Genomic DNA, 13,419 nt, shown 5'->3' with positions numbered 1-13,419 from the left:
GGAAATTATTGAATGAAAAAAAATATTATTCATTCATAGAAAATTACTACACTATAGGAGTTAAAAATGAAACGAGGGAAAAAAATGTTCATAATTATTCTAACTACACTTGGAGTGCTCGGCTTTATATCTTGGGGAATCATTACCTATCTTGGACGAAGTCAAACTTTATCGATAAAATCCATTGAAAATCCCAGCGGAGATTTGTATTTAGTTCACATCACAAAACCAAAAAATCAAATATGGAAAGCTGGCTCCTATGCTCAGTTTAAGCTTCCTGACAGTTCGTTTAGTCTAGACAAAAGTCCAGTAAAGGAGAATCAGGCTAGCCGATGGCTAACCCTTGCTTCCACTCCTGATGAGGATGAAATTCTTATTGTAACCCATAATAGTGGTAGCGTGTTTAAGGAAACCTTAACACATTTACCAGCTGGTAGTAAAATTGAGATGAGTTGGCTGGAGTCATCTTTATCTGTTAAAGACAATGACCAAGCACTGGTTTGTTTTGCCTCTGATGTCGGTATTTCTACTCTACGTCCAGTTGTGAAAGAGTGGGCTGGTAAGCGCTCCATCATTCTTAATCATTTAGACAAAGGAGTAAACATTTTTGATAATGAGTTAAGAGAGCTTAGTAAGAATAATCCGAATCTAACTTATAAAACTAGCGAAACCTTTTCTCAAAGCCAAGCATTTTTAAAAAATGCGGTTATGAAATACGGTAACCAAGCTATTTATCTCTTAACCGGCCAACCTGATGATATAAATGAGATGAAAAATTTCTTAAAAGAGAATGGGATTGACGACAAACAGATACAAACAAGTATGTTTAGAGGTTTGAAATAAAAGCCAACTGTCTTCTATGTGTCTGAATCATACCATTATAGGTCGGTATGTAGAGAGCTCGTACAAACCAACTAGTAAATTCTATGTGATTGTGATAAGATAAATAAAAAGAAAGGAGCTCTTATGGCCAATATTTTTGACTATCTGAAAGATGTCACACACGATTCCTTTTACGACCTTCCTTTAAATGAATTAGATACTCTAGCCTTAACAGAAATCACCTACCTCTCCTTTGATAATCTGGTTTCCACAGCTCCTCAGCGACTTTTAGACCTGGCTCCTCAGGTTCCAAGAGAGTCTGACATGTTGACCAGCAAAAATCGCCTCCAGCTATTGGATGAGCTATCTCAACACAAGCGCTTCAAAAATTGCAAACTCTCCCATTTTATCAACGACATCGACCCTGAGCTGCAAAAGCAATTTGCAGCTATGACCTACCGCCTCACTCTCGATACCTATCTGATTGTTTTTCGAGGTACAGATGACAGTATCATTGGCTGGAAGGAAGATTTCCACCTGACCTATATGAAGGAAATTCCTGCTCAAAAGCACGCCCTTCGCTATTTAAAGAACTTTTTTGCCCACCATCCTAAGCAAAAGGTCACTCTGGCTGGGCATTCCAAGGGAGGAAATCTAGCCATCTATGCTGCTAGCCAAATTGAGCAAAGCTTGCAAGATCAGATTACAGCAGTTTATACCTTTGATGCGCCTGGTCTCCATAAAAAACTGACACAAACCGAGGGCTATCAAAGGATAATGGATAGAACCAAGGTCTTCATTCCACAAGGTTCCATCATCGGTATGATGTTGGAAATCCCTAACCACCAAATCATCGTGCACAGTACTGCCTTAGGTGGTATCGCCCAGCACGATACCTTTAGTTGGCAGATTGAAGACAAGCACTTCGTCCAACTAGATAAAACCAACAGTGATAGCCAACAAGTTGACACAACCATCAAGGAGTGGGTGGCCACAGTCTCTGACGAAGAACTCCAGCTCTACTTCGACCTCTTCTTTGGCACCATTATTGATGCTGGTATTAGCTCCATTAATGACCTGTCTTCCTTAAAGGCTATCGAACACATTCATCATCTCTTTGTCCAAGCTCAATCCCTCACTCCAGAAGAAAGGGAAACCATGGGACGTCTTACCCAATTATTAATTGATACCCGTTACCAAGCATGGAAAAATAGATAGTACCTTTCAAAAATCAAATGTATACAAAACAAAAGACCTAGAATACATACTTTCATGTGCATTCTAAGTCTTTTTAAATAGAATCTGACTACCAAATAACCCCTTTATAGGCTATCAAAATGAGGACTGATAGCAGGACATAAAAGGCAAAGAAAAGCCATTTCATTTTGACACAGAGCGCTACGTACTCCCGAATAAAAGCAGATGGTATGTAGTAGCCTGCCGTCCTACATCCGAGGCCATCTCCCTTCATATTTAACTTACGCGCATAGGTACTGGTACGAAAAACATGATAGTCATTCGTAACAAAGAGGAATTGAGGTTTTGCTATCAGTTTCTCGCCAAGTTCCTTAGAAAAGAGAAGGTTCTCGTAGGTAGTCCTTGATTGGTCCTCCAGGATAATCCCATCTTGGGGAACATCGGTCTCTTCAAGCAGATAGTTTGTAATAGCCTGCGCTTCAGAAATCTTCTCATCTCCTCCTTGACCACCACTAGCAATGATTTTGATATGAGGATTCTTAGAATTGTGGTAAGCTTCTACTGCCTTATCAATTCTCCTCTTTAGCAAAGGTGTTACCTTTTCTCCGTCTAACAAACCTGCACCATGAATGATGATAAAATCATAATGCTTCTTCTTAGGAATAAAGAGATACAAGATAGAGTACAACATAAAACCCACAAAAGCAAAACCAAAAATAAAGTAAGAATAAGCAATAAATGCAAATAAAATGTTTAGAAAGTGATTGGTGTAAAATAATTCATTTCTATCACCCAATCGAAATGACATCAAGGCAAAAAATAACAAAATGACTATTCCAAGGAGCATGGAGAGATAATTAGCCTTTGAACGTCCCTCTCGCTTCAGCAAGATAAGGCCATTATAGATTAAAAAGATGCCACTTAGAAAAAGCAGTATCGGAAGTAAAATAAAGGGAAATATAAAAAAAGCGAAATGAATCTTCTCATACCCATTTTGATAAAAAAGGTAGCCTAGATAAAAATAACTGGAAATGAGGGATAATAAGAATAATACTGGATTCCACAAACTTCTATTATCTTTCCAAAATGACACTATAAAGGCTAATACAATTCCTATAACAAGATACATTTCTTCCTCCTTTAATGATTCTATTTTATCACAATTTTACATAGAGAAAAAGAGGGCATCTACCCCTCTCACTCCTTCATTTGACTCTCTGCATCGGCTACGACCTGTTCTAGACTGGTCTGACCAAGCTCAGCCTCCATAGCCAGCTGGATTCTCTCCAATTTTTGATCCAAAACATCATGAATATGAGCTCCAACTGGGCAATTTGGATTTGGATTGTCATGAAAACTGAAGAGTTGGCCTGTCTTACCAAGACATTCGACCGCTTGATAAACATCTAAAAGACTAATGTCTTTGAGATCCTTAACAATCTCTGTTCCGCCCGTTCCGCGCGCGACTGAAATCAGCTCTGCCTTCTTCAACTGGGACAAGGTCTTTCTGATAATGACTGGATTGACCCCGACACTAGCAGCCAGAAAATCACTGGTCACCTTGCTTTCCTTCCCCTCGAGGGCAATAATTATCAGCATATGAGTCGCAATGGTAAATCTACTTGGAATTTGCATCCTCTTCTCCTTTTTACGAGGCTACCCTGCCTCTACTCTTCTTTTTCTATTATTATACCCTTTTTAGTTGTAATGTCAATCGTTACCACTTTTCAACCAAGCATCTAATTCCCTATCATAGCCCTCTTTCTGGGCTAATTCTCTCAGAAATTCCTGATGATGAGTATGGTGGATACCATTGACCAGACTTTCATAGTAAACCTCAAAATAGGGAAGTTTGAGGTCTTTAGCCAGCTGCAATTCAGCTGCCACATCGTAGTCTACCCGTCGGAAGTCCATATCTACCAAACCCTTGTCATCAAACTCTAAAATCATATACTGGGCCCGCAAGTCCTTCCGCAACTGAGCATCTAGAAAGAAAGGCTGCCCAATCGAACCTGGATTGACAATTAATTGCCCACCAGTCCCGTAACGAAGCAACTGCTGGTGAATATGACCATAAACAGCAATATCACAAGGCGGATTGGTCACCAAGCGGTCAAAATCCTCTTGCGCTCCAGTATGAATCAACTCACGCCCCCAGTTCTTATCAGGCAGATGGTGGCTAATTCCTACCGTCAAATCACCAAACTGACGATGGAGCTGGAGTGGTTGATTGTGGAGCAGTTCAATTTCTTCTAGGGAAATATCCTCTAAAACATACTGACACTGGCGCAAAAGATAGCGTTGACTGGGGCGAGTATTATCCAATTCCTTGCGGACACCATGCCAAAGACTGTCTTCCCAGTTTCCCAAAACTCTAGCCGTAATCGGTAGATCAGCCAACAAGTCCAAAATCCTTCTACGCCCTGTCCCTGGCATGAGAATGTCTCCCAAAAGCCAGTATTCATCCACTCCTAGCTGCCGAGCATCTGCCAAAACAGCCTCCAAGGCGGTGGTATTTCCATGAATATCTGAAAGAAGAGCTATTTTCGTCATATCCATCTCCTCGTTTTTTCTCTTGCAATAAGTATAACATAAAAAGTCACAGCTAGAGAAATCTAGCTTTTTTTGATATACTAGATAAAGATATTAGACAAGAGGAAGCGAATGACCCCGAATAAAGAAGATTATCTAAAATGTATTTATGAAATCGGCATAGACCTGCATAAAATTACCAACAAAGAAATTGCGGCCCGCATGCAAGTCTCTCCCCCTGCCGTAACTGAAATGATTAAACGGATGAAAAGTGAAAATCTCATCCTTAAGGACAAGGAATGTGGCTATCTACTGACAGACCTCGGACTCAAACTGGTCTCTGAGCTCTATCGTAAGCACCGCTTGATTGAAGTTTTTCTAGTTCATCATTTAGACTATACGAGTGACCAGATTCACGAGGAAGCTGAGGTCTTAGAGCATACTGTCTCTGACCTCTTCGTGGAAAGACTAGATAAACTACTAGGATTCCCCAAGACCTGCCCCCACGGAGGAACCATTCCTGCCAAGGGAGAACTCCTAGTTGAAATCAATAACCTGCCCCTTGCGGATATCAAGGAAGCTGGATCCTACCGTCTGACTCGGGTGCACGATAGTTTTGACATTCTCAGTTATCTGGACAAGCACTCACTTCACATCGGTGATCCGCTCCAAGTCAAGCAGTTTGATGGCTTCAGCAATGCCTTCACTATCCTCACTAAAAATGAAGATTTACAAGTGAATATGGACATTGCTAAACAACTCTATGTCGAGAAAATCAACTAATTTCTCAAGTCCCCCACTAACCCTGAAAGTTTAATTTTCAGGGTTTTATTTTTATCATTTGATTTTGCTTTCATTTTATTATAAAATCGATGTAAAAAACAAGAAAGATACCTTAACCTATGAAAAAATCACTAAAAATTTTTGCGACATCTAAATGGTTTGACCTCTTCGGGGTTGCTTTGGTCGTTGGGATTGCGATTGCATCTGGTTACCTCAACTCCCGTCTCGACAAATTCGTAGACTGGGGACCATGGACAGCTCTTGTTCCCTTTGGATTGATTTCCGTAACCAACGTTGGGATTTCCATGTTATCCACTCGTTTCACGGGGAAATTAAGCAAATGGGGAAATTACTTTGGTATTGTTAATACCATTTTGTCCGGTGCTATTGATTATATCCTTGGAAATAAGGCGGCCATCATTACCTATCCCGTCACCTTCCTCATTTATACCTTTGCTATTAAGAAATGGGAAGCTTCGCAAGAAGGCAGACCCAACCAAATGAGCCAAAAACAGCTAAAATTGGCGGCCATCATCATTTCCATCATCGCCTTCCTCTTTGCCTTTGTGACAAACTTTATCGGCTATGGAGGAAAGATGAATCTCCTTGCCTATGTAACAACCATTGCCTTTGCACTCTCACTCATTGCCAATGCTTTTAACGCATTGAAACTAACAACTCAGTGGGGCTTTTGGTTGATTTACAATTTCGTTCAGCTGACAAAAGCTGGTATTCAAGGAAATTTTGCCAATATCGGAAAATACATCTTTTATATCCTCAATGCAATCGGAGCTTTATTTGTCTGGAATGATGAAGAAGTAAGATAATAGAAGAAAACTTAAATAAAAAAACAAGTCGACTTAAGAGAATCTCCCTTCTGCTATTTTTATCATTTTACTTGTAACTCCCATTCTTTTGGAGTAGAATGAAGTTAGATAAAAGAGGGAGGTCATCTTATGAAAAAACTCTTTAGAATCCATTTTACAGCAATTGCAATCATTGATTTGCTACTATTCGCATTTTTTAACAAAAGACCCGAGACATCTTTGGAGTGGCTCTTGCTATCTGGTTTTATTTTCCTCCTTACTCAAGGACTCCTGTTATTTCGCTTGGTTGTCCGACTCAAACATCAATTCGCTGAGATTTATCCTCAAATCAATAAAAAGATTCGCTTCTACTATTTAGGGGTTCTCTCCATTGATTTTCTATTTTTTGTCCTCTTAGCCTTCATTAGTTCTCAGCGTTTTTACTCTCTTATGCCAATCATCACTGCTTGCCATTCTACTTTTTATTATATGACGGCTGACCACCTAAGAGAAAACTATCCAGATTTTTACGACAAACACATCTCTTTATGGGAGTGTCTATAAGGAAAAGGAGGTTTTAGCATGAAAAAAATCATCTTCATCAAAACCATTCAACTCCTTGTCATTGATGGAATCATGCTGGCATTTTTGGCATTTAAAAAGGGGCTTACTTGGGATTGGATGTTGATTTATAGCGGTTGGCTCATTTTCTTTCATCCTGTGCTATTGACTTATCTTTCTAACCAACTTTGTGACCACTTCAGTCAACTCTATTCCCAGATTAGACCGAGATTCTGGCGTTTTGCCTTACAAATCCTCCTATGGGATAGCCTGATAATTCTCTCTTTAATATGTTTAAGTGGTATACCACTTTTTCTTCAGGGAACTCTCCTAATCCTAGGTCATCTCATCCCTTCCTATCGCATAAGCCAAAACCTGAAACAAGATTTCCCAAAGGCCTATCAGAAACAGATTTTATTTTGGAGTATTTTATGATAGATGAGAAAAACCAAGCCGGCTGGGCTTGGTCTTTCTTATCTATTTTTAGTATCAAGGATAATGGTGACTGGTCCGTCATTGACCAGCTCAACCTGCATATCCGCTCCAAAAATACCTGTCTGAACGGGAACTTCTTGTGCTAATTTTTGATTGAAAGCATTATAGAAGTCTGATGCCATATTAGACTTGGCTGCACCTGTGAAGGCTGGACGATTGCCCTTCTTAGTATCCGCAAAGAGAGTAAACTGAGAAATAGAGAGGATTTCTCCCTCAATATCTTTGACAGACAGGTTCATCTTGCCTTCTGCATCTGAAAAAATCCGCATATTGACAAGCTTTCTCACAGCGTAGTCCAAATCTTCCTCTTGGTCCTCTGGTCCAACACCAACCAGCAATAAAAGCCCCTGATTGATTTTCCCATGAACCTGACCTTCGATACTCACTTGGGCTTTTTTAACTCGTTGGATAATGATTTTCATAATAGCCTTTCTAGTAAGAACTAGGACAATTAGCCGTTGGTCCGTTTGACAGAATAAACCTCTGGCACGCTCTTGATCTTGTCCACAACCGTAGTCAGCGTCGAGAGGTTGGCAATGCCGAAGGACACATGGATATTAGCAAATTTCATATCCTTGGTTGGTTGAGCGTTGACTGTTGAGATATTCTTAGTTGTGTTTGAAAGAACTTGTAGTACATCGTTCAACAGTCCTGTACGGTTGAGTCCATAAATATCGATATGAGCCATATACTCCTTATTTGAGCTAGAGTACTGATCTTCCCATTCCACATCAAGGAGACGTTGCTCATAGTTTTCTTGGGCACGCAGGTTCATACAGTCCACACGGTGAATAGCCACACCACGCCCCTTGGTAATATAGCCAACAATATCGTCACCAGGCACTGGATTACAACACTTAGCAATCCGCACTAGGAGGCCTGATGCACCTTCAATGACCACACCACCCTCATGCTTGACCTTGAGGGTTTCTTTATTTTCAACCTTGATCTCGCCACCTTTGACAAGTTCCTCTGCTTCAGCCTTGGCCTTGGCACGTTCTTCCTCACGACGTTCCTTCTCAGTTAGACGATTAAAGACAGTAATAGCACCGATTTCTCCAAAACCAATGGCCGCAAAGAGGGATTCTTCTGTCTTGTAGCTGGTCTTTTGAAGGACTTGGTCCATATGACGCTTGTCCATGAATTTATTGGCCACATAGCCATTTTCTTGGAACTGGGCCATCAGCATTTCACGACCCTTATTGACAGACAATTCCTTATCTTGGTTTTTAAAGAACTGACGAATCTTGTTACGCGCCTTGCTGGTCTTGACCATATTGAGCCAATCACGGCTCGGTCCAAAGGAGTTAGGGTTGGTGACAATTTCAACCTGATCCCCTGTTTTGAGCTTGGTTGTCAGTGGAACCATACGGCCATTGACCTTGGCACCAGTTGCTTTTTCACCGACCTTGGTATGAATTTCATAGGCAAAGTCAATCGGTCCTGAATCTTTTGGAAGGGAACGGACAGCTCCATCTGGGGTAAAGACGTAAATCTCCTCAGCCAGATAGTTTTCCTTAACAGAATCCACAAATTCCTTAGCATCATCAGCCTGGTCTTGGAGCTCCATCATCTCCTTAATCCAGTTCATCCCAATAGCTGATTCCTTGCTGTTAACCTGCCCCTTAATGCCTTTCTTATAAGCCCAGTGAGCCGCAACCCCGTACTCAGCCACCTCATGCATGGCCTTGGTTCGAATCTGGAATTCAATCGGTCCTTTTGGCCCATAAACAGTCGTATGGATAGACTGGTAGCCATTGGCCTTGCGGTTAGCGATATAGTCTTTGAAACGACCTGGCATTGGTTTCCAAAGTTCATGCACATAACCAAGCATGGCATAAACATCACTTTGGGTATCTAAAATACAGCGAATAGCAATCAGGTCATAGATTTCCTCAAAACGCTTTCTCTTATCCTGCATTTTGCGAAAAATCGAGTAAATATGCTTGGGACGACCGTAAATCTTCCCATTTAGATGACGATCTGTCGTATATTCCTCTAATTTTGTGACCACCTCATCCACCAAGGCTTCACGCTCTCTGCGTTTTTCCTTCATCATATGGGTAATCTTGTAAAACTCCGTTGGGTTGAGATAACGGAAAGATAGATCTTCTAATTCCCATTTGACGCTAGAAATCCCCAGACGGTGAGCAAGAGGTGCATAGATTTCCATAGTTTCTTTGGAAATGCGCTCCTGCTTGTCTTTTCGAAGATGTTTAAGCGTCCGCATATTGTGCAAGCGGTCAGACAGTTTGACCAAGATAACACGGATGTCCTCAGACATGGCCATGAGCATCTTGCGGTGGTTTTCAGCCAACTGCTCTTCGTGAGACTTGTACTTAACTTTACCGAGCTTGGTAACTCCATCGACAATCACGCGCACATCAGGACCAAACTCCCTTTCCAAATCGTCCAAGGTCGCATCAGTATCCTCCACCACATCATGCAAGAAACCACAAGCAACCGTTACAGCATCCAGCTTGAGCTTAGCTAAAATACCTGCCACTTGGATAGGGTGAATGATATAAGGTTCACCTGATTTACGATATTGACCACTATGGCATTCAACGGCGTAAACCAAGGCCTTATGGACAAAAGCCACATCCTCTTCCGATAAATATTTCTGTGTTAAAGCGACAACTTCATCGCCTGTTAAATTCACTTCTTTCGGCATTTCTACTCTCCAATTCTTCCTACCATTTTATCACTTTTTTAAGAATATGAAAACTAGATTGGAACAGAATAAGAAAAAATAATTCAGAATTGCTTGATAATTCTGAATTATTAGTCTATAATATATTACGAAGTTAGATTTTAAACTTAGGTGATAGAAGGAGAGATAGAAGAACGGAAACCATATTGTAACCGAAAGACTTTCTGACTTCCCCAATTCCATTGAATATACGAAAGATAAACGGTGGAACTCGTGTCACATACACTGGTACCTTGACTGGATTTTGGAATTAAAAATCCTCAAGATACTTTCTTTTATCCTTTAGTTTATAAGGAGAACACCTATGAAAAAAACTGCTATTTCTATCTTTGCTCTCCTAGTGTTAGGAGTTAGTTGCCTGTTTCTATTCAGCCAGCAAGGCTATAAAAAAACAGTCGTTCAATACTATGCTAACGACCAGAACCTGCCCAATAGGATAACTTATAGTGAATATAGCGATAAACGAGAAGCCAACTACGGTGGCACTCTAAACATCACATCTATCAAACAAGCTAATGACGGAGTTTATGCAACCTATGAAGGGCAATTGACACCTCTCCAATATTGATAAATTGATAACCAGCCTGTCTTCATCCAGTCATGCTGGTTTTTAAGTTCATTCTAAATCCTTACCTATTCTCCCTAACTGTGCTATACTTATCTTAGTACATTCTTTGAGATTGGAGCTAATATGAAAATCCATAAAACCGTGAATCCTGTTGCCTATGAAAACACCTATTACCTGGAAGGTGAAAAGTACGTCATTGTGGTAGATCCTGGTAGCGATTGGGACGCTATTCGTCAGACAATCGAGAAGATCAACAAACCGATCTGCGCTATTCTCTTGACCCACGCCCATTATGACCATATCATGAGTCTGGACTTGGTTCGCGAAACTTTTGGCAATCCTCCGGTCTATATTGCAGAGAGTGAAGCCAGCTGGCTCTACACTCCTGTCGATAATCTCTCTGGGCTTCCTCGCCACGATGATATGGCAGATGTGGTCGCAAAACCGGCTGAACGCACCTTTATCTTTCACGAAGAATACCAACTAGAGGAATTTCGTTTCACTGTCTTGCCAACACCAGGTCACTCTATCGGCGGCGTTTCTATCGTCTTTCCTGATGCTCACCTAGTCTTGACAGGAGATGCTCTTTTCCGTGAAACCATCGGACGAACCGACCTTCCAACTGGTAGCATGGAACAACTCCTTCATAGTATCCAGACCCAACTCTTCACCCTACCAAACTACGATGTCTATCCAGGGCATGGTCCAGCTACGACCATCGCCCACGAAAAAACTTTCAATCCTTTTTTCTAGCAAGATGATGATGTATATCACAATTTAAGTAAACTATTCGACAAGTCTTTCCATTCTAAAAGGCATCCTATCAAGGTTTTCACACCTGATTGGATGCCTTTTTCTGATGACTTGATTTTTTGCATTACCAAATAATCACGCGCTCTTCTGGTGAACGCCACATACCGTCGCCTTCTTTGACATCATAGGTTGTAAAGAAATCATCGAAGTTTGGCACTTGCACATTGACACGGAGTTTGGCTGGCGCGTGCACATCTACGCTAGCCAAGAGTTTCATAAATTCTGGACGACCTTTCATGCGCCAGATGCGACCGAAGTTGTAGAAGAATTCTTCTGCGGAGAAGTCTGGTTCTCGCTTAGCTGCTTCAAGAGCTGTAGCGATTCCTCCCAAGTCAGCCACGTTTTCTGATACAGTCAATTTACCGTTGATGGTTGCACCATAAGAATCCTGTCCATCAAACTGGTCAATAACTTTTTGTGTTTTCTCCTTGAAGGCAGCATAGTCGCTCTCTGTCCACCAATCCTTGAGACTACCATTTTCATCAAAGGAAGCTCCGTTGGTATCAAAAGCGTGAGAAATTTCATGGGCAATAACTGCACCAATACCACCGTAGTTAGCAGAAGACGACTGATGCAAGTCATAGAAAGGCGCCTGTAAAATAGCTGCTGGGAAGACAATCAGGTTCTTCTGTGGATTGTAGTAGGCGTTGACCATATGAGCAGGCATACCCCACTCCTTGTAGTCTACAGGCTGGTTCCACTTGCTCCAACTGTGCTTGATTTCCACACGCGCAAAGGCAAGAGCATTGTCAAAAAGGCTAGCAGTCTCATCCACTACCTTGTCCTTGTAGCGTTCTGGCAATTCTTCTGGGTAACCAATATAAGGCTTGATGACATTAAGTTTAACAATGGCCTTATCACGAGTTTCTGGAGTCAGCCAGTCATTTTTAGCCAAGCGTTCCTTATAGACGTCAATCATGGTTGCTACTTTTTTCTCCACGTCTGCCTTGGCTTCTGGAGAGAATTTTTCATGGGCATACCAGAGTCCCAATGCTTGTTTGAATGGACCTTGTGCTAGCTGGTAGGCTGCCTTAACCTTGTCTTTAGCCTCTGGAACTCCAGAAAGCGCACGACTGTAGGCACCTGACAAGACACGGATTTCTTCTGTTAAATAGCTGGTTGAAAGATTGATAACACTCAAAATCAAGGTTGCCTTGAGAAGAGGCCATGCTTCTTCACTATAGAATTGCTCTGCAGCTTGCCAGAAGCGTTCCTCGTCTACGATAACCTTGTCTGGCACTTGTCCAAGAACGGCTTGGAAGAAGTCATCCAAAGGTAGGGCAGGCGCGAATTTTTTGAAATCTTCATAAGCATATGGATGATAGAGTTTAGCATATTCTGAACTTTCTTCATTAGAAAGCACCACTGCCGCAACTCGACGGTCCAATTCAAGTCTTTTCTCTAGCAAGTCTTCAATTTCTTCATCAGAGAAATCATAAGCCTTGAGGAGATTTACGCTAGATTCTTTCCACAAAGTCAAGAGTTCTTCGCGTTGAGGATGGTCTTCTGCATAGTAGGTCGTATCTGGCAAAATCGTGCTTGGAGCACTAGCCCACAGAACGTTGATTCGAGCATCCATAAAGTCTGGCGATACACCAAACGGAAGGAAGTTTGGTTTTCCTGCAAGCTCTAACTCTGCTAGTTTAGCTGTAAAATCCGCAAAAGTCTCTAATTCTTGGAATTCTTTAAGGAGTGGTAAGACAGGTGTGATACCGTCAGCTTCTCTCTTGTCAAAATCACGAACTAGGCGGTGGTATTTGACAAAGTTTGCCAAGATAGCATCCTCAGGTACCTCTTCACCTGCCAACCACTTGTCTGTTGTCGCCAGCATCAGGTCTTCAATTTCCTGGTCTAAATCAATAAAACCTCCAGTTTGAGACTTATCTGCTGGGATTTCAGCTGTCTTCTGCCATTCTCCATTGATTGCATCATAAAAATCATCTTGATAACGTGTCATCTTGTTCTCGCTTTCATTTGTACTTGCTTTTAGCTTAACAAAAATTACCTGGGAATGCAATTAAAAATGAACTGATATTTTCTATTGTTTTTCAGTTATTATTTTAATTTTTTCAAAAATTAACTTGACTTAATTTTTTTTTTAAGGTATATTAAGAGACAGGAGGAATACA

Annotated in this window: 14 protein-coding genes; 8 read left to right on the top strand and 6 right to left on the bottom strand. The window is 41.2% G+C overall.

Features of this window, described 5'->3' with window-relative positions; all coding sequences use genetic code 11:
* The first annotated feature begins 66 nt into the window (after positions 1-66).
* Complete coding sequence (locus JQ841_RS04155; RefSeq protein ID WP_033686828.1) at positions 67-843, top strand: ferredoxin reductase domain-containing protein; 777 nt, start codon at positions 67-69, stop codon at positions 841-843.
* A gap of 123 nt (positions 844-966) precedes the next feature.
* The gene (locus JQ841_RS04150; protein WP_203180195.1) at positions 967-2,040 is read left to right on the top strand and encodes a DUF2974 domain-containing protein; all 1,074 of its coding nucleotides are present in this window, start codon (positions 967-969) and stop codon (positions 2,038-2,040) included.
* A gap of 88 nt (positions 2,041-2,128) precedes the next feature.
* Here the strand turns inward: JQ841_RS04150 and JQ841_RS04145 are convergent, their stop codons facing one another.
* The 3 genes from JQ841_RS04145 to JQ841_RS04135 form a co-directional block, all read right to left on the bottom strand.
* Positions 2,129-3,148 (bottom strand): YdcF family protein, encoded by a 1,020-nt coding sequence (locus JQ841_RS04145; protein ID WP_203180194.1) that lies wholly within the window; start codon positions 3,146-3,148, stop codon positions 2,129-2,131.
* Positions 3,149-3,216: 68 nt separating this feature from the next.
* Positions 3,217-3,654, bottom strand: coding sequence for an Rrf2 family transcriptional regulator (locus tag JQ841_RS04140; protein ID WP_001166788.1), 438 nt, complete (start codon positions 3,652-3,654; stop codon positions 3,217-3,219).
* 75 nt (positions 3,655-3,729) lie between these two features.
* Positions 3,730-4,572, bottom strand: a complete 843-nt coding sequence (locus JQ841_RS04135; protein ID WP_203180193.1) for a metallophosphoesterase family protein — start codon at positions 4,570-4,572, stop codon at positions 3,730-3,732.
* 111 nt (positions 4,573-4,683) lie between these two features.
* Between JQ841_RS04135 and JQ841_RS04130 the strand changes: the two genes are divergently transcribed.
* The 4 genes from JQ841_RS04130 to JQ841_RS04115 all read left to right on the top strand — a co-directional run bounded on the left by JQ841_RS04130 (position 4,684) and on the right by JQ841_RS04115 (position 7,136).
* Positions 4,684-5,334 (top strand): metal-dependent transcriptional regulator, encoded by a 651-nt coding sequence (locus JQ841_RS04130; RefSeq protein WP_024057130.1) that lies wholly within the window; start codon positions 4,684-4,686, stop codon positions 5,332-5,334.
* Between the two features lie 119 nt (positions 5,335-5,453).
* Positions 5,454-6,161 (top strand): nicotinamide mononucleotide transporter, encoded by a 708-nt coding sequence (locus JQ841_RS04125; protein WP_004255605.1) that lies wholly within the window; start codon positions 5,454-5,456, stop codon positions 6,159-6,161.
* 129 nt (positions 6,162-6,290) lie between these two features.
* The gene (locus tag JQ841_RS04120) at positions 6,291-6,704 is read left to right on the top strand and encodes a hypothetical protein (RefSeq protein WP_203180192.1); all 414 of its coding nucleotides are present in this window, start codon (positions 6,291-6,293) and stop codon (positions 6,702-6,704) included.
* Between the two features lie 18 nt (positions 6,705-6,722).
* Positions 6,723-7,136 carry a hypothetical protein gene (locus JQ841_RS04115; RefSeq protein WP_203180191.1) on the top strand — a complete coding sequence of 138 codons (414 nt, stop codon included), beginning with the start codon at positions 6,723-6,725 and terminating at the stop codon, positions 7,134-7,136.
* 38 nt (positions 7,137-7,174) lie between these two features.
* Here the strand turns inward: JQ841_RS04115 and dtd are convergent, their stop codons facing one another.
* Together dtd and JQ841_RS04105 are read right to left on the bottom strand one after the other, a co-directional pair.
* Complete coding sequence (gene dtd / locus JQ841_RS04110; protein ID WP_203180190.1) at positions 7,175-7,618, bottom strand: D-aminoacyl-tRNA deacylase; 444 nt, start codon at positions 7,616-7,618, stop codon at positions 7,175-7,177.
* A 29-nt stretch (positions 7,619-7,647) separates the two neighbouring features.
* Positions 7,648-9,870, bottom strand: a complete 2,223-nt coding sequence (locus JQ841_RS04105; RefSeq protein WP_033686835.1) for a RelA/SpoT family protein — start codon at positions 9,868-9,870, stop codon at positions 7,648-7,650.
* 343 nt (positions 9,871-10,213) lie between these two features.
* On the opposite strand from JQ841_RS04105, the gene JQ841_RS04100 reads away from it, so the two are divergent.
* Both JQ841_RS04100 and JQ841_RS04095 read left to right on the top strand, forming a co-directional pair.
* The gene (locus JQ841_RS04100) at positions 10,214-10,477 is read left to right on the top strand and encodes a hypothetical protein (protein WP_153193151.1); all 264 of its coding nucleotides are present in this window, start codon (positions 10,214-10,216) and stop codon (positions 10,475-10,477) included.
* Positions 10,478-10,600: 123 nt separating this feature from the next.
* The gene (locus JQ841_RS04095; RefSeq protein WP_203180189.1) at positions 10,601-11,230 is read left to right on the top strand and encodes an MBL fold metallo-hydrolase; all 630 of its coding nucleotides are present in this window, start codon (positions 10,601-10,603) and stop codon (positions 11,228-11,230) included.
* A 124-nt stretch (positions 11,231-11,354) separates the two neighbouring features.
* Here the strand turns inward: JQ841_RS04095 and pepO are convergent, their stop codons facing one another.
* Complete coding sequence (gene pepO / locus JQ841_RS04090) at positions 11,355-13,247, bottom strand: endopeptidase PepO (RefSeq protein ID WP_203180188.1); 1,893 nt, start codon at positions 13,245-13,247, stop codon at positions 11,355-11,357.
* Between the last annotated feature and the right edge of the window lie 172 nt (positions 13,248-13,419).

This window comes from Streptococcus mitis, assembly GCF_905187535.1.
Taxonomy (GTDB): Bacteria; Bacillota; Bacilli; order Lactobacillales; family Streptococcaceae; genus Streptococcus; species Streptococcus mitis_BS.
Note: the sequence above shows the minus strand (reverse complement) of the source record. Positions and strands in the feature narration are given on the sequence as shown.